The following is a 26,370-nucleotide window of genomic DNA, read 5'->3' as shown; positions in this document are numbered from 1 at the left end:
ATGAGGGCGGAAGCGATGGGTCCAGCACGGGACCAAGCGACACGGCCGCTCTACTCCGCGGCGGAGCGCGCCCGGCGCGACGCCTCGCCCTGGACCCTCGTTCAGGGCGTCCTCGCCCCCCTGCAGTTCCTCGTCTTCCTGCTGAGCCTCGCCCTGGTCCTGCGCACGCTGGCGACCGGGGCCGGCGAGGCCGCGGCCCACGCCTCCGTCGTCGTGAAGACGCTCGTCCTCTACGCGATCATGGTGACGGGCTCGATCTGGGAGAAGGACGTCTTCGGGCGCTACCTGTTCGCGCCGGCCTTCTACTGGGAGGACGTGGTCAGCATGCTCGTGCTGGCCCTGCACACGGCCTACCTCGTCGCGCTGGCCTCCGGCCGGTTCGACACCAGCGTGCTGATGCTGCTGGCGCTCGCGGCCTACGCCTCCTACGTGGTGAACGCGGCGCAGTTCCTGCTCAAGCTGCGCGCCGCGCGCCTCCAGGCCCCGGCCCTCGCCCTGGCGGAGGGCGCGCGATGAACGCGCACGTGCCACTTCCCACTCTCGACGATGGCTGCGGCGTCTCGGTCCGCCAGGAGCGCGGCCAGCGCGCGGTGTTCTGCGGGCTGACCGGCATCGTCTGGCTGCACCGCAAGATCCAGGACGCGTTCTTCCTCGTCGTCGGCTCCCGCACCTGCGCCCACCTGATCCAGTCGGCCGCCGGCGTCATGATCTTCGCCGAGCCGCGCTTCGCCACCGCCATCATGGACGAGCGGGACCTCGCCGGCCTCGCGGACATGAACGACGAGCTCGACCGGGTCGTCGCCCGCCTGATCGAGCGCCGCCCCGACATCCGGCTCCTGTTCCTCGTGGGCTCCTGCCCCTCCGAGGTGATCAAGCTCGATCTCGGCCGCGCCGCGCAACGCCTGTCGCGGCGCCTCAGCCCCGAGGTGCGCGTGCTCAGCTACTCGGGCAGCGGCATCGAGACGACCTTCACGCAGGGCGAGGACGCCTGCCTCGCCGCGCTGGTGCCGGAGATGCCCGCCGCGAGCCCCGATGCCGCGCCCTCGCTCCTCGTCGTCGGCGCGCTCGCCGACGTGGTCGAGGACCAGTTCGCCCGCCTCTTCGCCGATCTCGGCATCGCGCCGGTGCGCTTCCTGCCCGCGCGCCGGGCCGCGGAGATGCCGCCCGTCGGGCCCAACACCCGCTACCTCCTCGCCCAGCCCTTCCTCACGGATACGGCCCGCGCCCTCGAAGAGCACGGCGCGACCCGGCTCGCCGCCCCGTTCCCCCTCGGCGCCGAGGGCACGACCCGCTGGCTCAAGGCGGCGGCCGACGCCTGGGGCGTCGCGCCCGCGCATTTCGATGCCGTGACGGCGCCGGGCCTCAAGCGGGCGCGCCGCGCGCTCGAACCCTACCGGGACCTGCTGCGGGCCAAGCGGATCTTCTTCTTCCCCGATTCGCAGCTCGAGATCCCGCTCGCCCGCTTCCTGTCGCGGGAGATGGAGGCGGAGCTCGTCGAGGTGGGCACGCCCTACCTGCATCGCGGCCACCTCACCGACGACATGGCGCTCCTGCCCCGCCTCACGCAGGTGGTGGAGGGCCAGAGCCTCGACGATCAGATGGACCGCTGCCGCCTCGCCAAGCCGGACCTGACGGTCTGCGGCCTCGGCCTCGCCAACCCGCTCGAGGCGGAGGGGCTCACCACGAAGTGGTCGATCGAGCTCCTGTTCACGCCGATCCAGGGCTACGACCAGGCCGGCGATCTCGCCGAGCTGTTCGCCCGCCCCCTCGTGCGCCGCACGCGGCTGGAGGTCTAGCGCCGATGCAGCTCACCGTCTGGACCTACGAGGGACCGCCCCATATCGGCGCCATGCGCGTCGCGACCGCCATGCGCGGCCTGCACTACGTGCTGCATGCGCCCCAGGGCGACACCTACGCCGACCTGCTCTTCACGATGATCGAGCGGCGGGACGCCCGCCCGCCCGTCACCTACACCACCTTCCAGGCCCGGGACCTCGGCGCCGACACCGCCGAAATCTTTCAGAGCGCGGCCGCCGCGGCCTACGAGCGCTTCCGGCCGGAGGCGATGATCGTCGGGGCCTCGTGCACGGCCGAGCTGATCCAGGACGATCCGGGCGGGCTCGCGAAGGCGCTGAACCTGCCGATCCCGGTGATCCCGCTCGAATTGCCGGCCTATCAGAAGAAAGAGAACTGGGGCGCCTCGGAGACCTTCTACCGGCTGGTGCGTGCGCTGTCTGGACCAGCGCCCGCCTCAGGAACCGCGCGCGAGCGTGCCGACGGTCGGCGCCCCCTTTGTAACGTCCTCGGGCCCACGGCCCTCGGCTTCCGCCACCGCGACGACCTCGTCGAGATCAAGAGCCTGCTCGACCGGCTCGGGATCGACGTGAACGTGGTCGCGCCGCTCGGCGCGAGCCCGTCCGACCTCGGGCGCCTGGCGCAAGCCGACTTCAACATCGTCCTCTACCCCGAGGTGGCGCGCGCCGCCGCGCAGTACCTCCAGAAGACCTTCGGCCAGCCGATGGTCGAGACGGTGCCGATCGGGGTGAGGGCCACGATCCGGTTCGTCGAGGAAGTCGCGGTGCTGGCCGGGGTCGATCCGGCGGCGGTGCTCGCCGGCGCTCCCTCGCGCCTGCCCTGGTATTCGCGCTCGGTGGACTCGACCTACCTCACCGGCAAGCGGGTCTTCATCTTCGGCGATGCCACGCATGCCCTGGCGCTGGCGCGGGTCGCCGCGACCGAGATCGGCTTCAAGGTCGTGGGGCTGGGCACCTACACCCGGGAATTCGCCCGCGAGGTCCGGGCGGAGGCGGAAGCCCACGGCATCGAGGCGCTGATCTCGGACGACTACCTCGACGTCGAGGCGGCGATCCAGGCGGCGCAGCCGGAGCTCGTGCTCGGCACGCAGATGGAGCGCCACATCGCAAAGCGGCTGGGCGTGCCCTGCGCCGTGATCTCCGCGCCGATCCACGTCCAGGACTTCCCCGCGCGCCACTCGCCGCAGATGGGGTTCGAGGGCGCCAACGTCCTGTTCGACACCCTGGTCCACCCCCTGATGATGGGCCTCGAGGAACACCTCATCGGCATGTTCCGGGAGGATTCCGAGTTCCACGCCGACGCGGCGCCCTCCCATCTCGGGGCCAAGCCGCGTCCGGCACCGGAGCCTGAGCCCGTCACCTCGATCACCGTCACGCCCGCCGGCCCCGCGCCCTGGGCCGCCGACGCCGAGAAGGAACTGAAGAAGATCCCGTTCTTCGTGCGGGGCAAGGCCCGCGCGAACACCGAGCGCTTCGCCCGCGAGCGGGAGCTTGCGCTCATCACCGTCGAGACTCTGTACGATGCCAAAGCGCATTTCGGCCGCTGAGCGCCCGACGCTCCGCATCGTCCTCGTGACGATGGACAACCACATGGCGAGCGCGCTCGAGCGCGCGCGGCTCCGCTTGCGCGACGAGATGCCGGGCCTCGTCATCGGCTTCCACGCCGCGGCCGAGTGGGACACCAATCCGGCGGCGCTCGACGAGTGCAAGGCCGACATCGCCCGCGCCGACATCGTGCTCTCGACCATGCTGTTCATGGACGAGCACGTCCGCGCCATCCTGCCGAGCCTGCTCGCCCGCCGTCCCCATTGCGACGCGATGGTCGGCTGCCTCTCGGCGAGTGAGGTCGTGAAGACGACCCGCCTCAACCGCTTCGACATGGACGGCACCAAGGGCGGCGCGCTGAGCTTCCTGAAGAAGCTGCGCGGCAAGCCGGGCGCCCAGGGCAACGGCGCCCGCCAGATGGCGATGATCCGCAAGCTCCCGAAGATCCTGCGCTTCATCCCCGGCTCGGCCCAGGACGTGCGGGCCTATTTCCTCACCCTGCAATACTGGCTCTCGGGCTCGGACGAGAACATCGCGAGCCTGGTGCGCTTCCTCGTCGGCCGCTACGCCGCCGGCCCGCGCCTCGCCTGGCGCGAGATCGCCGCGGCGCCCGCGCCGCTCAGCTACCCGGAGACCGGGCTCTACCATCCCCGCATGAAGGGCCGCGTCGGCGAGGATCTCTCGCGGCTGCCCCTGCCCGCCGGTCCGGCGAAGGGCCGCGTCGGCCTCCTCGTGATGCGCTCCTACGTGCTGGCCGGCAACACCGCCCATTACGTCGGCGTGATCGCGGCGCTCGAGGCGCGCGGGCTTGCCGTGGTGCCGGCCTTCGCCAGCGGCCTCGACAACCGCCCGGCCGTCGAGGCCTTCTTCCGTCGGGACGGTCGCCCGACCATCGACGCCCTGGTCTCGCTCACCGGCTTCTCGCTCGTCGGCGGCCCCGCCTACAACGACGCGGCCTCGGCCGAGGCGCTGCTGCGCGGCCTCGACGTGCCCTACCTCGCTGCCCACGCGCTGGAATTCCAGACGGTCGAGCAGTGGGAGGAATCCGACCGCGGCCTCTCGCCGGTCGAGGCCACGATGATGGTGGCGATCCCCGAGCTCGACGGGGCGACGACGCCGATGGTGTTCGGCGGCCGCTCCTCGCGCTCGCCGGGCGAGATGGCCCGCGACATGAGCGTGCATCCCGAGCGCGCCGCCATGCTTGCCGCCCGCGTCGCCCGGCTCATCGCCCTGCGCAAGACGCCCAAGCGCGAGCGCAGGGTTGCGGTGGTGCTGTTCAGCTTCCCTCCGAACGCCGGCAATGTCGGGACCGCGGCCTTCCTCTCGGTCTATCAGTCGCTCCACAACACGCTGACGGGCCTCAAGGCCGACGGCTACGACGTGGCCGTGCCCGACAGCGTCGACGACCTGCGCAACGCGATCCTCGCCGGCAACGCCGCCCGCTACGGCACGTCGGCCAACGTCCACCACCGCATCGCGGCCGACGATCATGTCCGGCGCGAGAAGCATCTCGCCGAGATCGAGGCCCAGTGGGGTCCCGCGCCCGGGCGCCACAACAGCAACGGGTCGAGCCTGTTCGTGCTGGGCCATCAGTTCGGAAACGTCTTCGTCGGGGTCCAGCCCGCCTTCGGCTACGAGGGCGATCCGATGCGGCTCCTGTTCGAGCGCGGCTTCGCCCCGACCCACGCCTTCTCGGCCTTCTACCGCTACCTGCGCGAGGATTTCGGCGCCGACGCCGTCCTGCATTTCGGCACGCACGGGGCGCTCGAATTTATGCCGGGCAAGCAGACGGGCCTGTCGGCCGCCTGCTGGCCGGAGCGCCTGATCGGGGATCTGCCCAACATCTATCTCTACGCGGCCAACAACCCGTCGGAGGGCATGATCGCCAAGCGCCGCTCGGCGGCGACCATGGTGAGCTACCTGACGCCGAGCCTCGCCCAGGCCGGGCTCTATCGCGGGCTCATCGACCTCAAGGCCTCCATCGAGCGCTGGCGGGGGCTGGAGCCCGAGGCGGAAGCCGAGCGGCACGACCTCGCCGACCTCATCCAGGCGCAGGGCGCGGCCCTCGACCTCGCGGACGCCGAGCCGGCCTGGGGCGACGATCTCGGCGCGAGGGTCGCGGCATTGGGCCTTGCCCTCACCGAGCTGGAACAGACCCTGATCCCGCACGGCCTGCACGTGACGGGAGAGGGCGTCCCGACGCAAGAGCGCGTCGACCTGCTCCTGGCGCTGGCGGAGGCCTCCCACGGGCTCGTTCCGGAGCGGGCCGGGATCGAAAGCCTCGTTGCGGGCGGCCGGATCGACGATGCGCTCATCCTCGCGGGCCTCGCCCTCAACGAGGCGCACCGGGCGGCCTTCGCGGCCCTTCGCGAGACCGACGCCCTGCTGGCAGCCGATCACGAGGTGCCGGCCCTGCTGCGGGCGCTGGACGGCCGCTTCATCGCGCCGGTCGCCGGCGGCGACCTCCTGCGCAATCCGGACGTGCTGCCCACGGGCCGCAACATCCACGGCTTCGATCCCTACCGCCTGCCCTCCGCCTTCGCGGTGGCCGACGGCACCCGCCAGGTCGCCCGCATCCTCGCCCGCTACGGCGAGGAGGGCGCGCCGCTCCCCGAGAGCGTCGCCATCGTCCTGTGGGGCACCGACAACCTGAAGAGCGAGGGTGGGCCGATCGCCCAGGCCCTGGCGCTGGTCGGCGCGACGCCCCGCTTCGACGGCTACGGCCGTCTCTGCGGCGCCAGCCTGATCCCGCTGGAGACGCTGGGCCGCCCCCGCATCGACGTGGTCGTGACGCTCTCGGGCATCTTTCGCGATCTGCTGCCCCTACAGACCAAGCTCCTGGCCGAGGCCTCCTTCCTCGCAGCCACCGCCGACGAGCCCGTCGAGCAGAACTTCGTCCGCAAGCACACGCTGGCGCATCAGGCCGAGCACGGCTGCGATATCGAGACGGCGGCGCTGCGGGTCTTCTCGAACGCCGAGGGCACCTACGGGGCCAACGTCAACAGCCTCGTCGAGTCCGGCCGCTGGGAGGACGAGGACGAGATCTCGGAGACCTTCTCCCGGCGCAAGTCCTTCGCCTATGGCCGCGACGGTCGCCCGTCCGCGCGGCGCGCGCTGATGAAGAGCGTGCTCGCGCGTGTCGACCTCGCCTACCAGAACCTCGATTCCGTCGAGGTCGGGGTGACAAGCGTCGATCACTACTTCGACGGCCTGGGCGGCATGGGCCGGGCCGTGGCCAAGGCGAAGGGCGAGGCAGTGCCGATCTTCATCAGCGACCAGACCCGCGGGGAGGGCAAGGTCCGCTCGCTCTCCGAGCAGGTCTCGCTCGAGACCCGCACCCGCATGCTCAACCCGAAATGGACCGAGGGCATGCTCGGCCACGGCTACGAGGGCGTGCGCCAGATCGAGGCCCACCTCACCAACACGATGGGCTGGTCGGCGACCGCCGACGCGGTCGCGCCATGGGTCTACCAGCGCATCACCGAGACCTACGTCCTCGATCCCGCGATGCGCGAACGCATGGCGGCACTGAACCCGACGGCGTCCGCCAAGGTCGCCCAACGACTGATCGAAGCGCACCAGCGCGGTTTCTGGACCCCCGATGCGGAGACGCGCGACGCGCTCGACCGTGCCGAGGAGGAACTCGAAGACCGCCTCGAAGGCGTCACCACAGGGGTCGCAGCATGAACATCGCCATCCGCAATCCGGTCATCGCACGCCGGGAAGAGGGCAGCGTCCAGGTCGAACTGGACCCGACTCTCAAGATCGGTACCGCCAAGGTGTTCGCCGTCTACGGCAAGGGCGGCATCGGGAAGTCGACGACCTCGTCGAACCTGTCGGTCGCCTTCTCGAAGCTCGGCAAGCGGGTGCTGCAGATCGGCTGCGATCCCAAGCACGATTCGACCTTCACCCTCACCAAGCGCCTCGCACCGACGGTGATCGATGCGCTGGAGGCGGTGCAGTTCCACTCGGAGGAACTGCGCATCGAGGATTTCGTGGCCGAGGGCTACAACGGCGTCATGTGCGTCGAGGCCGGCGGCCCGCCCGCCGGCACCGGCTGCGGCGGCTACGTCGTCGGTCAGACCGTGAAGCTCCTGAAGGAGCATCACCTGCTCGAGGACACCGACGTCGTCATCTTCGACGTGCTCGGCGACGTGGTCTGCGGCGGCTTCGCCTCGCCGCTCCAGCACGCCGACCAGGCGCTCATCGTCACCGCCAACGACTTCGACTCGATCTTCGCGATGAACCGGATCGTCGCCGCGATCCACTCAAAGTCGAAGAACTATCCGGTGCGGCTGGGCGGCGTCATCGCCAACCGCTCGGCCAAGACCGACGAGATCGACCGCTTCAACGCGGCAGTGGGCCTCGAGCGGATCGCCCACTTTCCCGATCTCGACGTCGTCCGGCGCTCGCGGCTCAAGAAGTCGACCCTGTTCGAGATGGAGCCGACGCCGGAGCTGATCGCGGTGACGGACGAGTACATGCGCCTCGCCGCCCATCTCTGGGCCGGCGGCAAGCCCCTCTCGGCGATGCCGATGAAGGACCGCGACCTGTTCGAATTCCTCGGCTTCGATTGATCGGACCCCGCGCCATGGCAACCGCTTCCTACACCGAGCGCCGGACCCAGCTCACCACCTATTTCGATCGCACCGCGGTCGATGCCTGGGCGCGGCTGACCTCGGACGCGCCGGTCTCGAAGATCCGCGCCACGGTGCGGGCCGGCCGCGACGCGATGCGGGCGAATCTTCTCTCCTGGTTGCCGGAGGATCTCTCGGGCAGGCGCGTGCTCGATGCCGGCTGCGGCACCGGGGCGCTCAGCATCGAGGCCGCCCGCCGCGGCGCCGAGGTCGTCGCGATCGACGTGTCGCCGACGCTGATCGGCCTCGCCCGCGAGCGCCTCGGCGCGGTGCCCGGGGGAGGGCGCATCGATTTCCGGGTCGGCGACATGCTCGACCCCTGGCTCGGCCGCTTCGACCACGTCGTCGCGATGGATTCGCTGATCCACTACAACGGCCCGGACATCGCCCGGGCGCTGGCCGAGCTCGGGCTTCGCACCGACAGGTCGATCGTCTTCACGGTGGCGCCTCGCACCGCGCTGCTGACGCTGATGCACGCGGCCGGCAAGCTCTTCCCCAAGGCGGACCGGGCCCCGGCCATCGTGCCGATCACCGAAGCGGGCCTGCGCCGCCGGATCGCGCGGGAGCCGGTGCTCGGCGGCTTCGCCGTCGGGCGCACGAAGCGGGTGAACAGCGGGTTCTATCTCTCGAACGCGATCGAGCTCTCGCGGATGACTCCTCCCCCCGCAATGGGGGGAGGATCGCGATGAAGGTCGCGGACCTCACAGCCCGCGCCCTGATGCGCCTCGGCCCCGGCATCCTGCCCTTCGCGGATGCCGCGACGCCGGAGCTGCCGATGGGCCGACTGCTGCGGCTGTCGCTGTTCCAGGTCACCGTCGGCATGGCCGCGGTGCTGCTGATCGGGACGCTCAACCGGGTGATGATCGTCGAGCTCGCTGTGCCGGCCTGGATCGTGGCCGTGATGCTGTCGCTCCCTCTGGTCTTCGCCCCCCTGCGGGCCCTCGTCGGATTCCGCTCCGACAACCACCGCTCGGTGCTGGGCTGGCGGCGGGTTCCCTACATCTGGTTCGGCACGCTGCTGCAGTTCGGCGGGCTCGCGATCATGCCGTTCGCCCTGCTGCTCCTGTCCGGCGACACGACGGGGCCGCTCTGGATCGGCCAGATCGCCGCGGCGCTCGCCTTCGTGCTCGTGGGCTCCGGCCTCCATACGGTGCAGACCGTCGGCCTCGCCTTGGCGACGGACCTCGCCCCCGCCCATGTCCGGCCGAGGGTGGTGGCGCTGCTCTGCGCGATGCTGCTGGCCGGCATGATGACGAGCGCCATCGTGTTCGGCCTGCTCCTCGCGGATTTCTCGGCCGTGCGGCTGATCCAGGTGATCCAGGGCGCGGCCCTCGTGACCATCATCCTCAACGGCCTCGCTCTCTGGAAGCAGGAGCCGCGACAGCCCGGCCGGACGGCGAGGGCGCTGCCGCGCCCCAGCTTCTCGGAATCCTGGGCAACCTATGCCAGCAGCGGGCTGGCGCGGCGTCGCCTCGTCGCGACGGGCCTCGGCACCGCCGCCTTCTCGATGCAGGACATCCTGCTCGAACCCTATGGCGGCCAGATCCTGCACCTGCCGGTCGCGGCGACGACGGCGCTCACCGCCATGCTGGCCGCCGGCGGCGGCCTCGGGCTTCTGTTCGCGGCGCGCTGGCTCAACCGCGGCGGCGATCCGTTCCGCGTCGCGGCGGCTGGGACGGTGGTGGGCATCGCGGCCTTCTCGGCGGTGATCTTCGCCGCGCCGCTGGCCTCGGCGCAGCTCTTCGCCACCGGCGTCATGCTGATCGGGCTGGGCGGCGGTCTCTTCGCCCACGGCACGCTGACCGCCTCCATGGCCAAGGCCGGTCCGGAGGATACGGGCCTGGCGCTCGGCGCCTGGGGCGCGGTGCAGGCCAGCGCGGCGGGCATCGCCATCGCCGCGAGCGGCATCGTCCGCGACATCGGGTCGAGCCTCTCGGCCTCGGGCGCGCTCGGCGAGGCCATGAGCGACCCGGCCGTCGGCTACCTCATCGTCTACCACATCGAGATCGCGCTCCTGTTCGCGACCCTCGTCGCGATCGGTCCGCTCGTTCGCGACACCGCCACACGGGAGCGGGAGGGCCGGACCCTCCTCACGCCCGCCTACGTCAACCGGCCCCGCTGAACCGCCAGGAGACCCGCCATGCCGAGAGGTGAATTGACAGGCTACATCGACGTCGCGCAGATCATCCTGTACGCGTTCTGGATCTTCTTCGCAGGTCTCGTCTTCTACCTGCGCCGAGAGGATCGCCGCGAGGGATATCCCCTCGAGAACGAGGCGGCCGGCCGGCTCAAGCGGCCCGACCCGATCCTGATCCCGACCCCGAAGCAGTTCCTGCTCTCGGACGGCAAGGTGAAGAACGCGCCGCAGACCGACATGCAGCCGGCCCGGAACTACAAGGGCCACAAGCGCGAGATCTGGCCGGGCGCTCCGATGGAGCCGGACAACGGCGGCCTGAACGACATGATCGGGCCGGGTGCCTACGTCGACCGCGACGATGCGCACGACCACACCTGGGACGGGGCCAAGCGCATCGTGCCCCTGCGCGTCGCCGACCACTTCATGGTCCATGAGGACGGGCCGAACCCGATCGGCATGCCGGTCGTCGGCGCCGACCGCAAGGTCGCCGGCACCGTCGCCGATCTCTGGATCGACCGCGGCGAGAGCCTCGTGCGCTACTACGAGGTCGAGCTCGCGGGGAGCGGGCGGCGGGTGCTGATGCCCCACGCCTTCTGCACGACCGGGCGCTTCTCGCGCACCGTCAAGTCCGAGGCGCTGCTGGCGCATCAATTCGCCGACATCCCGGGCACCAAGGACCCCGATTCGGTCACCCTCTACGAGGAGGAGCGGATCATGGCCTATTTCGGCGGCGGCACCCTCTACGCCACGCCCGAGCGCCAGGAGGCCTACCTGTGAGCCGCGCCGCCGCCCTTCCCCCCAACGCCTTCGACGCGCCGCCGGGCCTGCCCGGACCGCTGCCGGCGGGCGAGCACATCCTCTGGCAGGGCCGCCCCTGCGCCTTCGGCGTGACCGTGCGGATCTTCCACGCGCGGCTGGTGGCGCTCTGGTTCGGCGCGGTGGCGCTCGTCGCCGGCCTCAGCGCGGCCGGGGAGGGCTCCCCGGGACAGGCCCTCCTCGTCGCCCTGCCGACGCTGGCCATCGGGGTCGGCGCGCTCGCACTCCTCGCCCTGTTCGGCTGGCTTGCGGCGCGCACCACCACCTACACCATCACCAACCGGCGGGTCGTGATGCGGGTCGGCATCGCCCTTCCCGTCACCTTCAACCTGCCCTTCGCCATGATCGAGGGCGCCGGCCTGCGCCGCTTCGCCGACGGCAGCGGCGACTTGCCCCTGCAGTTGCGTCCGGGCATCCGCGTCGCCTACCTTCACCTCTGGCCTCATGCCCGGCCCTGGCACGTCACCCGGCCCGAGCCCATGCTGCGCTCGATCCCGGAGGCCGCGACCGTGGCATCGGTCCTCGCGCACGCCCTTGTCGGCGCGCGCGAAACCGGAGAGGAAACGGCAGTGCCGATGGTGGTCGGGCGTCCGCGCGCGCCGGTCCGCCAGGGGCGCCTGGCCGCTGCGAGCTAGAGCATTCTCCGCCGAAGCGGCAGCCGCTTCGGCGAGGGAGAATGCGGCACGGCAAGAGGAGAGGGTTGCGATGAGGAGCGACGGCTTGGACAGGAAGATCCCCGGCTTCCTGGTGATCGGGGCCGGAGCGCTGATCGGCTTCACGATGCTGGTGGTCGCCCTCGGCCGGACCGGCGGCGTGGCGGTGCCGGAGGCGCAGCCCGCACAAGCCCGGCAGAGCGTGGCGCTGCGCGTCGACGACCAGGCCGACGGCTCGATCACCCTGCGCGACGCCGGCAGCGATCACCTCATCGCCACCGTGATGCCAGGTCAGGACGGTTTCGTGCGCGCGACCTTGCGCGCCTTCGCCCAGGCCCGCCTGCGCGAGGGTCTGACGCGCGAGCAGCCCTTCCGGCTGACGCGCTTCGAGGACGGCAGCCTCGAACTCGGCGACGACGCCACCGGCCGCCGGGTCAATCTCGGCGCCTTCGGACCGACGAACCTCCAGGCCTTCGCCCGGATCATGCCCGGAACGGGGGCGGCACAGTGAGCGGATGGATCGGACGAGAGACGATCGAGGTGCCCTGCACCGTCGAGATCGAGCAGACGCCCGAGAGCCTGCACGCCCACGTCACCCTCGACGCCGCCTTCGAGATCGAGCCCGGCGACGAGGTCCAGGTCCACGGCGCGCCGACGAGCGTCCCCTACGGCGAGCGCATCGTGGTGCAGCGCACAGCGACGATCACCCGCGCTGGCAAGCTCGAACGGCTCTGGACAAAGCTCGCCGGCCACTTTGAACTGACCGAGCTCTACGAAGTCAGCTTTTCCGAAAGGAGGCGCCTGTGAACGTCTCGATCCAGCATCAGGCTCCCAAGGGGGTTCAGCCGAAGTACCCGCTCAACGAGGGCACCAAGGCGGCGCAGGAGACGACCTTCCTGTCGCCCCGCTTCTACACGACGGATTTCGTGGAGCTCGACCGCACCAACGTCGAGCCCGTGCGCCAGCAATGGGACGTGCTCATCGCGGAGTTGAAGGCCGACCCGAACAAGCGCCACTTCGTGCGCAACGAGGAGTTCGACGTCGACATGTCGGGCCTCGACCCGGAGCTCCGCAAGGAGTTCATGGACTTCCTCGTCTCCTCGATCACGGCCGAGTTCTCGGGCTGCGTGCTCTATGCCGAGATGAGGAAGCGCGCCAAGAACCCGGATATCCGCGAGCTGTTCGGCCTCATGAGCCGCGACGAGGCGAGGCACGCCGGCTTCATCAACGACGTGCTCAAGGATTTCGGCATCGGCGTTGACCTCGGCTTCCTGACGAAATCGAAGAAGTACACCTTCTTCCGGCCGAAGTTCATCTTCTACGCCACCTATCTCTCTGAGAAGATCGGCTACGCCCGCTACATCACGATCTTCCGCGAGCTCGAGAAGAACCCGGACAAGCGCTTCCACCCGATCTTCAAGTGGTTCGAGAAGTGGTGCAACGACGAGTTCCGCCACGGCGAGGCCTTCGCGCTCCTGATGCGCGCCAACCCGAAGCTGACCACGGGCGTGAACCGCTACTGGATCAAGTTCTTCCTGCTCGCCGTCTTCGCGACGATGTATGTCCGCGACCATTGCCGGCCGCATTTCCACAAGGCGCTCGGCGTCGATCCGACGGAATACGACTTCAAGGTCTTCCGGATCACCTCCGACATCTCGAAGCAGACCTTCCCGCTGACGCTGGACCTCGACAACCCGCGCTTCAAGGCGGCCTTGGACCGGCTGCTCGCCTGCTCGAACGGGATCGCCGACGCCAAGGCGCAGGGCGGGATCGTCGGTAAGATCAAGCACGGCGCCTGGATCGCGATGTCGGCGATCAACTTCGCCCGGCTCTACGCGATCCCCACCATCGACAACCCGATGCCCGCCGAGATCCGCCTCGAGCCGGTCTGGTAGCGTGGGCGCCTACGCGCTCCCCGCGCTCTACGCGATCGTGGTCTGGTGGTTCTCCACCGGCCTGATCCTGCTCCTCGACCTGAAGCCGCGGCACACCCACGGCTGGAGCATGGCGGGGGCGACCCTGGTCCTCGTCGGGGCGCTCTGGGCCATCGCGACGAGCGCCGGGGATGCGAGCGAGGCCGGCGCCTACATCGCCTTCACCGGGGCGCTGCTGGTCTGGGGCTGGCAGGAGATGAGCTACTACATGGGCTTCGTCTCCGGCCCGCGCACCACCGGCTGCCCGCCCGGCACCAAGGGCTTCGCCCGTTTCCGGGCGGCGGCGGCGACCAGCCTCTGGCACGAGGCGGCGATCGTCGCCGGGGCGCTCGCCATCCTCGCCCTCACCTGGGGCGAGCCCAACCGCTTCGCCCTATGGACCTACCTCGTGCTTTGGGGGATGAACCTCTCGGCCCGGCTCAACATGTTCCTCGGCGTGCGCAACCTCAACGCCGAGTTCCTGCCCGAGCACCTGAGCTATCTCGCCTGCTTCCTCACCCGGAAGCCGATGAACCTGCTCTTCCCGTTCTCGGTGAGCGCCGGCACGATCCTGACGGTGGCGCTCGGCCTCGCCGCCCTCGACGGCACGGCCTCGCCCCACGATCTCGTCGGCCTGACCATCCTGACGACGCTGGTGGCGCTCGCCACCCTGGAACACTGGTTCCTGATGCTTCCCCTGCCGGCCGCGGCCCTCTGGAGCTGGAGCCTGCCCGGCGCCAAGCCGCCCGCGCCCCGCCTCGACGGGCCCGAGCCGGTCCCGGCCTGCCCGCACGACATCACCTAAAAATCACCCATCCTGACGAAGATGCGAGCCGAGAAAAAAGGGCTGGCAAATTCGGCGTCTAGAATTATTGTCATCTCACAGTGTCAAGCTGACTTGTCACAACAACGAAGCGCGATGGGGAAGGGGACGGCCATGGATTACGAGCGTTTCTTCGGTTCCGAGCTCGCCAGCCTCCACCGTGAAGGCCGCTACCGCGTCTTCACCGATCTCGAGCGCCAGAACGGCCGCTTCCCCCACGCCACTCACCACAGCCCCGGCGGTCAGCGCCCGGTCATGGTCTGGTGCTCGAACGACTATCTCGGCATGGGCCAGCACCCCAAGGTGCTCGGCGCGATGCACGAGGCGCTCGACCGTTGCGGCGCCGGCGCAGGGGGCACCCGCAACATCTCGGGCACCAACCATTACCACGTCCTCCTGGAGCGCGAGCTCGCTGATCTGCACCGGAAGGAATCGGCCCTGCTCTTCACCTCGGGCTACGTCTCGAACTGGGCGGCCCTCGGCACGCTCGCCGGCAAGCTTCCCGGCTGCGTCGTGCTCTCCGATTCGGAGAACCATGCCTCCATGATCGAGGGCATCAAGGCGAGCCGCGCCGAGCGTCACATCTTCCGCCACAACGATCCGGAAGACCTCGACCGGAAGCTGAGCCTGATCGACCCGGCCCGGCCGAAGCTCGTCGCCTTCGAATCGGTCTACTCGATGGACGGCGACATCGCGCCGATCGCCGAGATCTGCGACGTCGCCGAGAAGCATGGCGCGCTCACCTATCTCGACGAGGTCCATGCGGTCGGCCTCTACGGCGAGCGGGGCGGCGGCATCTCGGAGCGCGAGGGCCTCGCCCACCGCCTCGACGTCATCGAGGGGACGCTGGGCAAGGCGTTCGCCGTCCATGGCGGCTACATCACGGGCTCGGCCAAGCTCTGCGACTTCGTGCGCAGCTTCGCCTCGGGCTTCATCTTCACCACCTCGCTGCCCCCGGCCGTGGCCGCGGGTGCGGCGGCGAGCATCCGCCACCTCAAGGAGAGCGGCGTGGAGCGCGCCCGCCACCAGGAGCGCGTCGCCCAGGTCAGGGCCCGACTCGACGCGGCCGACATCCCCTACCTGCCGAACGACAGCCACATCGTGCCGGTGATGGTCGGCGACCCCGTGCTCTGCAAGGCGATCTCGGACACCCTGCTCGACGAGTTCGGCATCTACGTCCAGCCGATCAACTACCCGACCGTGCCCCGCGGCACCGAGCGCCTACGCATCACGCCCTCGCCGCTGCACACGGACGCGGATATCGAGCACCTCGTCGGCGCGCTGTCGGCGATCTGGGGCCGGATGGGCGTGCAGCGCGCGGCGGCGGAATAGCGGGCGGTGAGAAGGGCTCTTCCCTCCCCCTTGTGGGGAGGGGTAGGGGTGGCGGTGGCTCCGCTTGCCGCCAAGCAGGGTCACCCAGCCACCCCCACCTCCAACTCCTCCCCACAAGGAGGAGGAGAGACGCGCGGGCTCCCGAGGAACGAGTAACCCCAGCGTGACCACCTTCCCCTTCTCGGCCATCGTCGGCCAGGACGAGATGCGCCGGGCGCTCCTGATCGCCGCCGTGGACCCGTCCGTCGGCGGCGTCCTCGTCTTCGGCGACCGCGGCACCGGCAAGTCGACCGCGATCCGCGGCCTCGCGGCGCTCCTCCCGAAGATGAAGGCGGTGGCCGGCTGCCCGTATTCCTGCGATCCCGGCCAACCGGCGGAAAGTTGCCCGCATTGCGCGAAGGGCGGCCCGCGGAAAAGCGGGCTCGTGCCGGTGCCTGTCGTCGACCTGCCGCTCGGCGCCACCGAGGACCGGGTCGTCGGGGCCCTCGATCTCGAACGCGCGCTGGCGCACGGCGAGAAGGCCTTCGAGCCGGGGCTGCTGGCCCGAGCCAATCGCGGCTTCCTCTACATCGACGAGGTCAACCTGCTCGACGACCACCTCGTCGACCTGCTGCTCGACGTGGCCGCAAGCGGCGTCAACACCGTCGAGCGCGAGGGCCTGAGCGTGCGCCATCCGGCGCGCTTCGTGCTCGTGGGCTCCGGCAACCCGGAGGAGGGGGAGCTGCGCCCTCAGCTCCTCGACCGCTTCGGCCTCGCCGTCGAGGTGACGACGCCGACCGATCTCCCGACCCGCATCGACGTCGTCCGCCGCCGCGACGCCTTCGAGCGCGATCCCGACGGGTTCTGCCGCGGTTACGAGCGGGCCGACCGCGCCCTCCAGAAGCAGCTCACCGCCGCGCGCGCGCGCCTTCCCGGGATGGACGTGCCGGACGCGACCCTGGAGGCCGCTGCCCGCCTCTGCCTGGCGCTCGGCACCGACGGCTTGCGCGGCGAACTCACCCTGATGCGCACCGCCCGGGCGCTCGCCGCCTTCGAGGGCGCGGACATCGTGGCTATCGACCACCTCAAGCGTATCGCCCCCTCGGCGCTCCGCCACCGCCTGCGCCGCAACCCGCTGGACGAAGCCGGCTCCACCGCCCGGGTGACCCGAGCGGTGGAGCAGGTCTTTTCGCAGTGACGCGGCGGCGATGCGCCTTTCCCTCTCCCCGCCCGGCGGGGGGAGGGGAATGCCCCCCGCCATGAGCGATCCCTGGTCCGACGCCCTGCGCGTGGCGCACCTTGCCGCCGCCGATCCGCATGGATGCGGCGGAATCCTCGTCCGGGCGGGGGCCGGGCCGGTACGGGATGCTTGGCTCGCGGTCCTCCGCGGCCTGATCGGCGAGGACACCCCCGTCCGCCGGATGCCCGCCGGCATCGCCGACGACCGGCTGATCGGCGGCCTCGACCTCGCCGCGACGCTTCGAACCGGGCGCCCGGTCGCTCAGCGCGGCCTCCTGGCGGAGACGGACGGCGGATTCCTCGTCGTGCCGATGGCCGAGCGGCTGCCCCCGGGCACCGCCGCCCGCCTCGCCGCCGCCCTCGACAGCGGCGTGGTGCTCGTCGAGCGCGATGGGCTGCAGCAGCGCCTGCCCGCCCGCTTCGGTCTCATCCTGCTCGACGAGGGCATCGACGACGAGGCCGCGCCCGCCGTGCTCGCCGAGCGGCTGGCGTTCCGCGTGGACCTCACGGACGTGGCACTGCGCGACGCGAAAAACGCTGCCTCCGCAGAGCGGAGAGGGAGATGCGTCGAGCCCCATCATGTTGGGATGGACGACGATAGCGTCGCCGCCCTCTGCGAGGCGGCCGCAGCCTTGGGCGTGCTCTCCCTGCGCGGCCCCTTGCTGGCGGCCCGGGTGGCCCGGATCGCGGCCGCCCTCGACGGGCGGAACGCGGTCGCGGAGGCCGATGCCATCGAGGCGGCCCGCCTCGTGCTCGCGCCGCGGGCCACGCGGATTCCGGCCTCCGACGCCCCGCCCGAGCAGCCCACGGATCTGGACGAGACCGGCACCGAACCCGAGTCGCCGGCCGAGGCCGCAGCGCCCGAATCGTCACCGGACGCGGAGGAGGGCGGTCCGCCCTCCCTCGACGAGCAGGTGATCGCGGCGGCCCGCGCCGCGATCCCTCCGGGCCTCCTCGCGCTCCTGAGCGGCGGCGGCCCCCGGCTCCGCGCTCCGAAGGCCGGGCGCGTCGGCGCCTCCGCGGCGGCCTCCCGATCCGGCCGGCCGATCGGCGCCAGGCCCGGCGATCCGCGCCACGGCCGGCTCAACCTCATCGAGACCCTGCGCGCTGCCGCGCCCTGGCAGCGGATCAGGGGCGCGGCGCCCGGCCGCGTCATCGTCCGCCCCGAGGACGTTCGGATCACGCGCTTCCGCCAGCGCACCGAGACGACGACGATCTTCGCGGTGGACGCTTCCGGCTCCGCCGCCCTGGAGCGCCTGGCCGAGGCCAAGGGCGCGGTCGAGCTGCTGCTCGCCGAGGCCTATACCCGCCGCGACCGGGTGGCGCTCGTTGCTTTCCGCGGGCAGGGCGCCGACGTGATCCTGCCGCCGACCCGCTCGCTGGTGCGGGCCAAGCGCGGGCTCGCCGCGCTGCCCGGCGGCGGCGGCACGCCCCTCGCCGGCGGCATCGAGGCTGCCACGAACCTCGCGCTCGGCGTGCGCCGGGGCGGGGGCACCCCGGTCGTGGTCCTTCTCACCGACGGCCGGGCCAATGTGGCGCGCTCCGGCGAGGGCGGGCGGGCACGGGCGCTCGAGGACGCCCTCGGGGCCGCACGCGCCTTCCGCGCGTTGGGCGTGCGCGCCATCCTCATCGACACCGCCCCACGGCCGCAGGAGCCTGCCCGACGCCTCGCCGCCGCGATGGAGGCCCGCTACCTCGCCCTGCCGCACGCCGATTCGGGCGCCATGAGCGCGGCCGTGCGCGCCGTCATCGACCGGGGGCCAGCATGAGCGGCGAGCGTCCCGACTGGGCGCGCGACGGCGCGGATTGGCCGAACCGCGAGGCGAGCCGCTTCGTCGAGGCGGCGGGGTTGCGCTGGCACGTTCAGGAGATGGGCTCCGCGGACGCGCCGCCGCTGCTGCTGCTCCACGGCACCGGGGCAGCGACGCATTCCTGGCGCGGCCTCGCCCCGCTCCTCGCGGAAACCTTCCGGGTGATCGCGCCGGACCTACCCGGCCACGGCTTCACCGATCCGCTGCCGGCCGGGCGCCTCTCCCTACCGGGCATGGCCCGGGCGGTGGGGGGGTTGCTGCGCACGCTCGAGGTCAGCCCCGTGCTCGTCGCCGGGCATTCGGCCGGCGCCGCGATCCTCGTCCGGCTCTGCCTCGACGGCGGCGCCGCGCCCGGCCTTCTCGTCGCCCTCAACGGCGCGCTGACGCCGTTTCCGGGCCTCGCCTCCGTGCTGTTCCCGAGCCTTGCCAGGATGCTGTTCCTCAACCCCGTGACGCCGCGGATCTTCGCCTGGTCGGCCGACCAGCCGGCGGTGGAGCGGCTCATCCGCGGCACCGGCTCCCGGCTCGACGCGCAGGGGCTCGACCTCTACCGCCGCCTGTTCCGCCACCCCGCCCACGTCGCCGGCGCGCTGGGGATGATGGCGAACTGGGACCTCGCCACCCTCGACCGCGACATCCATCGCCTGACCACGCGCACGCTCCTCATCGTCGGCGGGGACGACAAGGCGATCGCTCCCGAGACCGCCTTCGCACTGAAGGATCGCCTGCCCAACGCCCGCGTCGAGCTCCTGCGCAACCTCGGCCACCTCGCGCACGAGGAGGCGCCCGACAAGGTCGCGGCGATCATCCTCCGTGAGGCCCGCGCGGCGGGGCTGCTCGCAGCGAATTGAATCCGGGCCGCCACCGATCGAAAGAAGACTCGGCGGAACGGCTCTTGATTTCGCGCAATGCTCCCGCATAGTGTCAACGCATGTTGACACTCGCCGCCTCGCCGACGATCGCGGATGCCAAGCCCGACCGACTCCACGCGGTGGTGATCGGCAGCGGCTTCGGCGGTCTTGCGGCGGCGATCCGGCTCGGGGCGCGGGGCTACCGCGTCACGGTGCTGGAGCGCTTGGAGCAGGCGGGCGGCCGGGCCCGGGTCCACCGGCAGGACGGCTTCACCTTCGATGCCGGCCCGACCATCGTCACCGCGCCCTTCCTGTTCGAGGAGCTCTGGGAGCTGTGCGGACGGCGGATGGCGGACGACGTCACCCTGGCCCCGATGTCGCCGTTCTACCAGATCCGTTTCGATGATGGCGCCACCTTCGACTACAGCGGCGACCTCGCCGCGATGCGAGCGGAGGTCGCGCGGTTTTCTCCTGCGGATGTCGCGGGTTACGAGCGCTTCATGGAGCAGAGCCGCAAGATCTGCGAGGTCGGCTTCGAGGAGCTCGGGCACGTGCCGTTCGGGTCGATCCGCGACATGGTCCGCCTCATCCCCGACCTGATCCGGCTCGGAGCCCATCGCAGCGTCTACGGCCTCGTGGCCAAGCACATCCGCGACGAGCGCCTGCGCACGATCTTCAGCTTCCACCCCCTCCTCATCGGCGGCAGCCCCTTCCGCGCCACGGCGATCTACTGCCTGATCGCCCATCTCGAGCGGCGCTGGGGCGTGCATTTCGCGATGGGCGGCACCGGCCGCCTCGTCGACGGTCTCGTCGGGCTGATTCGGAGCCAGGGCGGCGGTGTGCGCTGCGGCGCGGACGTGGCCCAGATCCTGGTCGAGGAGGGCCGCGCCACCGGCATCGCCCTGACCGGCGGCGAGCGGATCGCCGCCGACATCGTGGTCTCGAACGCGGACTCCGCCTTCACCTACAAGCACCTGCTGCCGCAGGCGCCCCGCCGGCGATGGAGCGGGCGCAAGCTCGCGACGAGCCATTCCTCGATGGGATTGTTCGTCTGGTATTTCGGCACGAACCGGAAATACCCGGACCTTGCCCACCACACGATCCTGATGGGGCCGCGCTACCGCGGGCTCATCGACGACATCTTTCGCACGAAGCGGCTGTCGCCGGACTTCAGCCTCTACCTGCACCGACCGACCGCCACCGACCCGCTGATGGCGCCGCCCGGCTGCGACGCCTTCTACGTGCTCTCGCCGGTGCCGAACCTCGACGGCGGGCAGGATTGGAGCGTCGAGGCCGAGCCCTATCGGCAGGCGATCGCGCGACACCTCGAAGCGACCGTGATGCCGGGCCTGTCGGACTGCGTCGTCACCTCGAAGGTGACCACGCCCCAGGATTTCGCGAGCGATTTCCTCAGCTTCCGCGGGTCCGGGTTCGGCCTCGAGCCCGTGCTGACCCAGTCGGCCTGGTTCCGGCCGCACAATGCTTCGGAAGACGTCGCCAACCTCTACCTCGTCGGTGCGGGCACCCATCCGGGCGCCGGCCTGCCCGGGGTGCTGTCCTCCGCCAGAATCCTCGATCGCGTGGTGCCGGATGCTCGCGTCTTCGCTTGATGTCGTTGCCTTCGGGCCTCACGCCGCCGCCGCCGACCACGCCGCCTGCCGGGCCGCGATCCGCACCGGATCGCGAAGCTTCTATGCGGCCTCGATGCTGCTGCCCCCGGCGGTCCGGCGCCCGGCCTACGGCCTCTACGCCTTCTGCCGCCATTCCGACGATGCGGTCGACGAGAGCGCCGCGGGCGATCGGGCGGAGGCGGTGGGGCGGCTCTCCCGCCGGCTGGCCCGGGCCTATGAGGGCCGTCCCGCCGACAGCCCCGCCGACCGGGCGCTCGCCGACCTCGTCGTCGAGCACGCGATCCCGCCCGCGCTTCCCATGGCGCTCCTGGAAGGCTTCGCCTGGGACGCGAGAGGGCGCCGCTACGAGACGCTGTCCGAGCTCAGCGCCTACGCGGCGCGGGTCGCCGCGAGCGTCGGCGCGATGATGACCCTGATCATGGGCGTACGCGACCCTCAGGTCCTCGCCAGGGCCTGCGATCTCGGCGTGGCGATGCAGCTCACCAACATCGCCCGGGACGTGGGCGAGGATGCGCGGGCGGGGCGCCTCTACCTGCCGTTGGCCTGGCTGCGCGAGGCCGGGATCGACCCGGACGGCTTCCTCGCCGATCCGGTGACGACGCCGGCCCTGCAGGGCGTCGTCGCCCGCCTCCTCGCCGCGGCGGATCTGCTCTACGCGCGCGCCGAGGCCGGCATCGCCGGCCTGCCCTCCGGCTGCCGGCCGGCGATCCGTGCGGCGCGCCTGATCTATGCCGAGATCGGCCGCGCGCTGGAGCGGGGGGGCCTCGACCCGGTCGGAACCCGCGCCCGCGTTCCGGGGAGGCGCAAGGCGGCGCTCCTCGCCCGCGCGGTGCTTCCCCTGCCGACCGGCGGCGCGAGGGGCGAACCGGCCCTTCCCGAGGTCGCCTTCCTCATCGAATCCGTGACCGCCCGGGCGCCGATCCCGCGCCGCCCGGCGTGGTGGGACGTGCCGGGCCAGGTCGTGCGGGTGCTCGACATCATCGAGATCCTGCGCGAGCGCGAGGCCTTCGCCCGCGAAGGGCCCTCGCACGCCGTGCCATGAGCGAGGCGTTCTACGGCGTCTTCGAGATCCTCCTCGCCTTCGGGCTGGTGCTCGGCATCGCGATCTGGCAGCTCGTGGTGCTCAAGCGCAGCATCCGCCGCGACAAGGCCGAGGCCGCCGCCCGCTCCAGGCAAGCCGATCCACCATGATCGCCCTGGCGATCCTCGAACTTCTCGTCATCGGGCTGGCGGCCTGGCAGCTCGTGAAGGTCCAGCGCAGCATTCGGCGCGACCGGGAAGGCGCCGACAACACCGAGCGGACCAAGCCATGGACCAAATGATCGGCGACATCATTCTCTGGGTGCTAAGCGGCATTAGGATATGGCTGCTCTTCGGCATCCCGTTCGCGGTCATCCTCGGGCTGGCGATCTGGCAGCTCGTGAAGGTCCGGCGCAGCATCCGGGCGGACCGGGGGGCTGCGGTGCGGGACGAGCTGAGCCTACCTGATCGATAGGTTCCGGACCAGGAGAGTCAGGCCGCGGTCGACCGCACGAAATCCGAAACGCGCGCGAGGTGTTGGCTGGCATCGAGAATCTCGATTGCGATCACGCGCCCTTCGGCATCGAAATCGAGCACGATGCCCGGCCTGACCTCTTCGCGCTCGACGACCGAGTCGTCGGCCAGGCGCATGTAGAGCGCATCCGCGTCGGAGTCGTATCTCGCCTTCACGCTCTGCCCCTCTGACCGCGATCGAGAAACAACGTGACGACCCGGCAGACGTCACCGTCTCAGAAATAGACTACCCAAATCTGCTATGCCATCGGCCGCGGCATCCGGAACGGCAGCATCAGGCGGACCAGCGGGTTCTTGAAGCGGTCGAGGGAGAGGCTCTCGTGGACCGGCCGCACCGCCTCGCCGCAGAGCGTCGAGGCCAGGACCGAGCGCGAGTAGAACGGCGTGTCCTCGAAAGTGCGGACCACCGCGGCCTTCGCGTCGTCGCTGCGCGTCGAGCGCGGCACCCGCCAGAGCCGGGTCGGGGGCAGCGAGGCGGCGAGCGGGGGCTTGATCTCCCGGCGCGTCCCGTCCGGCGCGAAGTGGAGCGACAGGTTCTGGCCGCTGCCGTCGCGGCGCCGGACGTCGTAGAGGACCGCCGCGCCGCGCGCGAGTTCCGCCCGGCACCAGGTCCAGTCCGTGAAGGCGTCCTCGAGCGCCGAATCGCCGTGATTGGTGTCGAAATAGGCGGTGCCGGTCCAGGCGAGGGAGGGCTCCGTCAGCGAGACCTCGACCTGTGAGAGGGGCGCCATCGGCCACCAGCGATGGGCGCCGTGGCTGTCGAGGGTGAAGGTCTCCGCCGTGATCCCGCTCGGCCGGACCTTGACGGTGCCCCGGACCCGCGAAGGGATCGGCGCCGTGCGCTCGTCGATGCGGATCGTCAGGGTGGTGCCGTCCCATTCGAGATCGCTCGGACCGATCGCGATGGAGCGCGCGTCGCGGCTGAGGCTGTCGCGCCCGCGCTCGGTCATGCAGAACCGGTTGGCGCGCTCCCCGTAGAGCACGACGTTGACCGCGCAATGGTCGAAGGGGTCCTTGGAGAGGTCCCAGGCGTAGTAGGGCGAGAACACGCTGCCGATGAAGGCGATGATGGTGAGCCCCTGCCGCCCGTCGGCGCTCAGGGCGTCGACGTACCACCAGACATAGCCGCCCCGGCCCACCGTCGTGTCGAAGCGCGGCTCCGCCTGAGATCCGACAGGAGGCTGTCCGCCGCGAGTCCCCCCGAGAGCGCCGCCATCGGCACCCCCGGCCCCGGATGGACGCTGCCCCCCGCCAAGTAGAGCCCCGGCAGGCGCGTCCGCGCGCCCGGCCGCTTGAACGAGGCCATCCAGCCGTGCGAGGCGCGGCCGTAGAGGGCGCCCCCGGTCGCCGGAAACAGTCGCTCGAACCCGGCGGGCGTCGTCGTCACCGTGCCGGGCGCCTCCGCCAGGGTCAGCCCGCAACGGCTGAGGCGGGCGCGCAGATTCGTCTCGCATCGGGCGATCTCCGGATCGGTGAGGGGGTGTTCGAGGCCGTTGGCGGATGCGTTGACGAGGCAGAGCAGGCGCTCGGCGCGTTCCGGCGGCGCAGCGTCGTCCCGGTCCTGCGCGCAGACATAGACGGTGGGGTCGGCGGGCAAGGTGCCCCGGCGCAGGGCCGCGAACTCGGCCGCGTAATCGGCCGAGAAGAAGACGTTGTGGCGGACGAGCGGGAAGCCGTCCGCGCGCGCCTTCATGCAGAAGGTCACGGCCGAGAGCGAGCGCTCGGAGGGCGGAACCGGCCCGGTGACGCGCGCAGCCTCCGGGCCGAACAGACCGGCACCGAGCGCGGCGATGTCGGCATTCGCGACGACGTGATCGGCCGGGATGCGCTCGCCGGAGGCCAAGGTGACGCCAGCGATGCGACTGCGCTCCACCGCGATGCCGGCAACATCGGCGTCGTAACGGAAGCGGGCGCCGCGAGCCTGGGCGAGCTCGGCGATCGCGGCGGCGAGCCGGCTCAGCCCCCCCTCGATCGTCCAGACGCCCTCGGCCTCGACATGGGCCACGAGCATCAGGGTGGCGGGCGCCTGGAAGGGCGAGGAGCCGCAATAGGTCGCGTAGCGCCCGAAGAGCTGGCGCAGCCGGGCATCGCGGAAATAGGTGCCGAGCGCATCCCATAGGGTCGTGAAGGGCTGGATGCGCCAGAGATCGCCCATTCCCGAAAGACCCACCCGGCGCCCGAGCTCGAGCGGATTCGGGCGCTCGCCCCGGATGAACGGTCCTTCGAGGGTGCGGTAGACCTCGGCGGCTCGCGCGCGGAAGCGGCGATACCCCTCGGCCTCGCCCGGTCCCGCGAAGGCGGCGATCGCGTCGACCGACGCTTGCGCATCCGCGAACAGGTCGAGGCGTTCGTCGGGTCCCCAGGCGTGACGGGCGAGGATCTCGGCTTTTTGCAGGGACACGCAGGCATCGAGATCCGCACCGCAATCGGAAAAGATCTCGTCGAAGACCCAGCGCATGGTGAAGACGGTAGGGCCGGCCTCGACCGGCGCGTCGCCGACCGCGACGCTGCGCATCTTGCCGCCGGGCCGGGAGGCCCGCTCCACCACCGTGACGTCAAGGCCCGCATGGGCGAGCCGGAGGGCCGCGACAAGCCCCGCGATTCCGGCCCCGATCACCACGACCCGCTGCTCCGCCAAACCCTCAAGCCCCCCGATGCCGCTGGCCGTCACCTTGACGAGTGTCAATATTATCTGACACTCTGAAATGACAACATCAAGATACATGGGAGGGTCGGCATGGACGCGAATCGTCGGATCGAGCAGGCTCTGGACGCGGCCGTCGCCCATGCCGAGGCGCCTGGCGCCCCACCCAGGCTGGCGGAGGCCATCCGCTATGCCGTCTTCCCCGGCGGTCACCGCATCCGGCCGCGGCTCTGCCTCTCGGTGGCGCGCGCCTGCGGCGACGACGATCCGATGGCCTCGGACGCCGCGGCGGCCTCGATCGAGCTCCTGCATTGCGCCTCGCTGGTCCACGACGACCTGCCCTGCTTCGACGACGCCCCGATGCGGCGGCAGAAGCCCTCCGTGCACGCGGCCTTCGGCGAGCCGCTCGCGGTGCTCACCGGCGACGCTCTCATCGTCTCTGCCTTCGAGACGCTGGCCCGCGGCGCGGCGCGCTCGCCCGCCCGGCTCGCCGCCCTCGTCGGGCTGATCGCCCGAGCCGCGGGCTCGCCGGCCGGCATCGTGGCGGGCCAGGCCTGGGAATCGGAGGAGACCGTCGGGCTCACCGAGTACCAGCAGGCCAAGACCGGCGCTCTGTTTGCCGCCGCCACCGTCGCCGGCGCTGCCGCGGCGGGTGCCCAGGCGCTGCCCTGGCGGCTGCTCGGGGAATGCCTGGGCGAGGCCTACCAGGTCGCCGACGACCTGCGCGACGTCGCCTGCCGGCAGGAGGAGGTCGGCAAACCGGTGGGGCGCGACGCGACGCTGGGCCGGCCGAACGCGGCGGCGCTGCTCGGCATGGGCGGGGCTCTCGCCCGCCTGAAGCGGCTCGCGCGTGAGGCGATCGAGGTGATCCCGGCCTGCCCCGGCGCCGATATCCTGCGGGCTGAGATCGAGGCGCAGACGCGCCTGTTCCTGCCCGCGAGCCTGGCGCAGGAACTCGCCTGAGCGGGGGCCCGCGCCCGGTGGCGTCCTC

At 71.2% G+C, this 26,370-nt stretch carries 26 protein-coding genes; 23 read left to right on the top strand and 3 right to left on the bottom strand.

Annotation, left to right across the window (positions count from 1 at the left end; translation table 11 throughout):
* Positions 1–15: 15 nt before the first annotated feature.
* The 22 genes from bchF (at position 16) to MFF55_RS09130 (ending at position 22,676) form a co-directional block, all read left to right on the top strand.
* Positions 16–516 carry a 2-vinyl bacteriochlorophyllide hydratase gene (gene bchF / locus MFF55_RS09230; RefSeq protein ID WP_238243791.1) on the top strand — a complete coding sequence of 167 codons (501 nt, stop codon included), beginning with the start codon at positions 16–18 and terminating at the stop codon, positions 514–516.
* A complete protein-coding gene (locus MFF55_RS09225; RefSeq protein ID WP_238243790.1) occupies positions 513–1,796 on the top strand; it encodes a ferredoxin:protochlorophyllide reductase (ATP-dependent) subunit N in 1,284 nt (427 codons plus the stop codon). Before bchF ends, MFF55_RS09225 begins: the two co-directional genes overlap by 4 nt.
* A gap of 5 nt (positions 1,797–1,801) precedes the next feature.
* Positions 1,802–3,361 (top strand): ferredoxin:protochlorophyllide reductase (ATP-dependent) subunit B, encoded by a 1,560-nt coding sequence (gene bchB, locus MFF55_RS09220; RefSeq protein ID WP_238243789.1) that lies wholly within the window; start codon positions 1,802–1,804, stop codon positions 3,359–3,361.
* Positions 3,336–7,046 carry a magnesium chelatase subunit H gene (locus tag MFF55_RS09215; protein WP_238243788.1) on the top strand — a complete coding sequence of 1,237 codons (3,711 nt, stop codon included), beginning with the start codon at positions 3,336–3,338 and terminating at the stop codon, positions 7,044–7,046. Before bchB ends, MFF55_RS09215 begins: the two co-directional genes overlap by 26 nt.
* On the top strand, positions 7,043–7,936 hold the full coding sequence (bchL, locus tag MFF55_RS09210) for a ferredoxin:protochlorophyllide reductase (ATP-dependent) iron-sulfur ATP-binding protein (protein ID WP_238243787.1): 894 nt from the start codon (positions 7,043–7,045) through the stop codon (positions 7,934–7,936). The genes MFF55_RS09215 and bchL overlap by 4 nt, the downstream gene beginning before the upstream one ends.
* 14 nt (positions 7,937–7,950) lie before the next feature.
* Positions 7,951–8,685 carry a magnesium protoporphyrin IX methyltransferase gene (gene bchM / locus MFF55_RS09205; RefSeq protein ID WP_238243786.1) on the top strand — a complete coding sequence of 245 codons (735 nt, stop codon included), beginning with the start codon at positions 7,951–7,953 and terminating at the stop codon, positions 8,683–8,685.
* The gene (locus MFF55_RS09200) at positions 8,682–10,118 is read left to right on the top strand and encodes a BCD family MFS transporter (RefSeq protein ID WP_238243785.1); all 1,437 of its coding nucleotides are present in this window, start codon (positions 8,682–8,684) and stop codon (positions 10,116–10,118) included. Before bchM ends, MFF55_RS09200 begins: the two co-directional genes overlap by 4 nt.
* 18 nt (positions 10,119–10,136) lie before the next feature.
* Entirely contained in the window at positions 10,137–10,910 is a 774-nt protein-coding gene (gene puhA, locus MFF55_RS09195; protein WP_238243784.1) for a photosynthetic reaction center subunit H, read from the top strand.
* A complete protein-coding gene (gene puhB / locus MFF55_RS09190; protein WP_238243783.1) occupies positions 10,907–11,584 on the top strand; it encodes a photosynthetic complex putative assembly protein PuhB in 678 nt (225 codons plus the stop codon). The genes puhA and puhB overlap by 4 nt, the downstream gene beginning before the upstream one ends.
* A gap of 70 nt (positions 11,585–11,654) precedes the next feature.
* The gene (gene puhC / locus MFF55_RS09185; protein ID WP_373874764.1) at positions 11,655–12,113 is read left to right on the top strand and encodes a photosynthetic complex assembly protein PuhC; all 459 of its coding nucleotides are present in this window, start codon (positions 11,655–11,657) and stop codon (positions 12,111–12,113) included.
* Positions 12,110–12,409, top strand: coding sequence for an O2-dependent cyclase accessory protein (locus tag MFF55_RS09180; RefSeq protein WP_238243781.1), 300 nt, complete (start codon positions 12,110–12,112; stop codon positions 12,407–12,409). Before puhC ends, MFF55_RS09180 begins: the two co-directional genes overlap by 4 nt.
* Positions 12,406–13,497: a magnesium-protoporphyrin IX monomethyl ester (oxidative) cyclase gene (gene acsF / locus MFF55_RS09175; protein ID WP_373874763.1), complete on the top strand. Its 1,092-nt coding sequence runs from the start codon at positions 12,406–12,408 to the stop codon at positions 13,495–13,497. Before MFF55_RS09180 ends, acsF begins: the two co-directional genes overlap by 4 nt.
* A gap of 1 nt (position 13,498) precedes the next feature.
* A complete protein-coding gene (gene puhE, locus MFF55_RS09170) occupies positions 13,499–14,320 on the top strand; it encodes a putative photosynthetic complex assembly protein PuhE (protein ID WP_238243780.1) in 822 nt (273 codons plus the stop codon).
* Positions 14,321–14,452: 132 nt separating this feature from the next.
* Positions 14,453–15,670, top strand: a complete 1,218-nt coding sequence (gene hemA, locus MFF55_RS09165; protein WP_238243779.1) for a 5-aminolevulinate synthase — start codon at positions 14,453–14,455, stop codon at positions 15,668–15,670.
* A 163-nt stretch (positions 15,671–15,833) separates the two neighbouring features.
* Positions 15,834–16,847, top strand: a complete 1,014-nt coding sequence (gene bchI, locus MFF55_RS09160) for a magnesium chelatase ATPase subunit I (protein WP_238243778.1) — start codon at positions 15,834–15,836, stop codon at positions 16,845–16,847.
* Between the two features lie 49 nt (positions 16,848–16,896).
* Positions 16,897–18,657 carry a magnesium chelatase subunit D gene (locus MFF55_RS09155; protein ID WP_373874762.1) on the top strand — a complete coding sequence of 587 codons (1,761 nt, stop codon included), beginning with the start codon at positions 16,897–16,899 and terminating at the stop codon, positions 18,655–18,657.
* Positions 18,654–19,550 carry an alpha/beta fold hydrolase BchO gene (gene bchO / locus MFF55_RS09150; RefSeq protein ID WP_238243776.1) on the top strand — a complete coding sequence of 299 codons (897 nt, stop codon included), beginning with the start codon at positions 18,654–18,656 and terminating at the stop codon, positions 19,548–19,550. The genes MFF55_RS09155 and bchO overlap by 4 nt, the downstream gene beginning before the upstream one ends.
* Positions 19,551–19,630: 80 nt before the next feature.
* On the top strand, positions 19,631–21,160 hold the full coding sequence (locus MFF55_RS09145) for a phytoene desaturase (protein WP_238243775.1): 1,530 nt from the start codon (positions 19,631–19,633) through the stop codon (positions 21,158–21,160).
* Entirely contained in the window at positions 21,141–22,223 is a 1,083-nt protein-coding gene (locus MFF55_RS09140) for a phytoene/squalene synthase family protein (RefSeq protein ID WP_238243774.1), read from the top strand. Before MFF55_RS09145 ends, MFF55_RS09140 begins: the two co-directional genes overlap by 20 nt.
* The gene (locus MFF55_RS09135; RefSeq protein WP_238243773.1) at positions 22,220–22,372 is read left to right on the top strand and encodes a hypothetical protein; all 153 of its coding nucleotides are present in this window, start codon (positions 22,220–22,222) and stop codon (positions 22,370–22,372) included. Before MFF55_RS09140 ends, MFF55_RS09135 begins: the two co-directional genes overlap by 4 nt.
* On the top strand, positions 22,369–22,503 hold the full coding sequence (locus tag MFF55_RS26775) for a hypothetical protein (RefSeq protein WP_283206719.1): 135 nt from the start codon (positions 22,369–22,371) through the stop codon (positions 22,501–22,503). The genes MFF55_RS09135 and MFF55_RS26775 overlap by 4 nt, the downstream gene beginning before the upstream one ends.
* Entirely contained in the window at positions 22,491–22,676 is a 186-nt protein-coding gene (locus tag MFF55_RS09130) for a hypothetical protein (RefSeq protein WP_238243772.1), read from the top strand. Before MFF55_RS26775 ends, MFF55_RS09130 begins: the two co-directional genes overlap by 13 nt.
* Before the next feature lie 17 nt (positions 22,677–22,693).
* Here MFF55_RS09130 and MFF55_RS09125 read toward each other — a convergent pair whose 3' ends face one another.
* The 3 genes from MFF55_RS09125 to crtD all read right to left on the bottom strand — a co-directional run bounded on the left by MFF55_RS09125 (position 22,694) and on the right by crtD (position 25,373).
* On the bottom strand, positions 22,694–22,891 hold the full coding sequence (locus MFF55_RS09125; RefSeq protein WP_238243771.1) for a DUF2283 domain-containing protein: 198 nt from the start codon (positions 22,889–22,891) through the stop codon (positions 22,694–22,696).
* A gap of 83 nt (positions 22,892–22,974) precedes the next feature.
* A complete protein-coding gene (locus MFF55_RS09120) occupies positions 22,975–23,874 on the bottom strand; it encodes a carotenoid 1,2-hydratase family protein (RefSeq protein ID WP_238243770.1) in 900 nt (299 codons plus the stop codon).
* Entirely contained in the window at positions 23,832–25,373 is a 1,542-nt protein-coding gene (gene crtD, locus MFF55_RS09115; RefSeq protein ID WP_238243858.1) for a 1-hydroxycarotenoid 3,4-desaturase CrtD, read from the bottom strand. The genes MFF55_RS09120 and crtD overlap by 43 nt, the downstream gene beginning before the upstream one ends.
* Before the next feature lie 99 nt (positions 25,374–25,472).
* On the opposite strand from crtD, the gene MFF55_RS09110 reads away from it, so the two are divergent.
* Positions 25,473–26,342 carry a polyprenyl synthetase family protein gene (locus MFF55_RS09110; protein ID WP_238243769.1) on the top strand — a complete coding sequence of 290 codons (870 nt, stop codon included), beginning with the start codon at positions 25,473–25,475 and terminating at the stop codon, positions 26,340–26,342.
* The last annotated feature ends 28 nt before the right edge of the window (positions 26,343–26,370 follow it).

The organism is Methylobacterium iners (genome assembly GCF_022179305.1).
In the GTDB taxonomy this organism is placed as follows: domain Bacteria; phylum Pseudomonadota; class Alphaproteobacteria; order Rhizobiales; family Beijerinckiaceae; genus Methylobacterium; species Methylobacterium iners.
The sequence above is the reverse complement of the archived record's forward strand: the minus strand, read 5'-3'. Positions and strand labels throughout refer to the sequence as shown.

What these genes read in the sequence shown, in the direction of transcription:
- bchF (WP_238243791.1), top strand. Translation starts at nt 16, where the DNA reads ATGGGTCCAGCACGGGACCAAGCGACACGGCCGCTCTACTCCGCGGCG.
- MFF55_RS09225 (WP_238243790.1), top strand. Translation starts at nt 513, where the DNA reads ATGAACGCGCACGTGCCACTTCCCACTCTCGACGATGGCTGCGGCGTC.
- bchB (WP_238243789.1), top strand. Translation starts at nt 1,802, where the DNA reads ATGCAGCTCACCGTCTGGACCTACGAGGGACCGCCCCATATCGGCGCC.
- MFF55_RS09215 (WP_238243788.1), top strand. Translation starts at nt 3,336, where the DNA reads ATGCCAAAGCGCATTTCGGCCGCTGAGCGCCCGACGCTCCGCATCGTC.
- bchL (WP_238243787.1), top strand. Translation starts at nt 7,043, where the DNA reads ATGAACATCGCCATCCGCAATCCGGTCATCGCACGCCGGGAAGAGGGC.
- bchM (WP_238243786.1), top strand. Translation starts at nt 7,951, where the DNA reads ATGGCAACCGCTTCCTACACCGAGCGCCGGACCCAGCTCACCACCTAT.
- MFF55_RS09200 (WP_238243785.1), top strand. Translation starts at nt 8,682, where the DNA reads ATGAAGGTCGCGGACCTCACAGCCCGCGCCCTGATGCGCCTCGGCCCC.
- puhA (WP_238243784.1), top strand. Translation starts at nt 10,137, where the DNA reads ATGCCGAGAGGTGAATTGACAGGCTACATCGACGTCGCGCAGATCATC.
- puhC (WP_373874764.1), top strand. Translation starts at nt 11,655, where the DNA reads ATGAGGAGCGACGGCTTGGACAGGAAGATCCCCGGCTTCCTGGTGATC.
- hemA (WP_238243779.1), top strand. Translation starts at nt 14,453, where the DNA reads ATGGATTACGAGCGTTTCTTCGGTTCCGAGCTCGCCAGCCTCCACCGT.
- MFF55_RS09155 (WP_373874762.1), top strand. Translation starts at nt 16,897, where the DNA reads ATGCCCCCCGCCATGAGCGATCCCTGGTCCGACGCCCTGCGCGTGGCG.
- bchO (WP_238243776.1), top strand. Translation starts at nt 18,654, where the DNA reads ATGAGCGGCGAGCGTCCCGACTGGGCGCGCGACGGCGCGGATTGGCCG.
- MFF55_RS09145 (WP_238243775.1), top strand. Translation starts at nt 19,631, where the DNA reads ATGTTGACACTCGCCGCCTCGCCGACGATCGCGGATGCCAAGCCCGAC.
- MFF55_RS09140 (WP_238243774.1), top strand. Translation starts at nt 21,141, where the DNA reads ATGCTCGCGTCTTCGCTTGATGTCGTTGCCTTCGGGCCTCACGCCGCC.
- MFF55_RS09135 (WP_238243773.1), top strand. Translation starts at nt 22,220, where the DNA reads ATGAGCGAGGCGTTCTACGGCGTCTTCGAGATCCTCCTCGCCTTCGGG.
- MFF55_RS26775 (WP_283206719.1), top strand. Translation starts at nt 22,369, where the DNA reads ATGATCGCCCTGGCGATCCTCGAACTTCTCGTCATCGGGCTGGCGGCC.
- MFF55_RS09130 (WP_238243772.1), top strand. Translation starts at nt 22,491, where the DNA reads ATGGACCAAATGATCGGCGACATCATTCTCTGGGTGCTAAGCGGCATT.
- MFF55_RS09110 (WP_238243769.1), top strand. Translation starts at nt 25,473, where the DNA reads ATGGACGCGAATCGTCGGATCGAGCAGGCTCTGGACGCGGCCGTCGCC.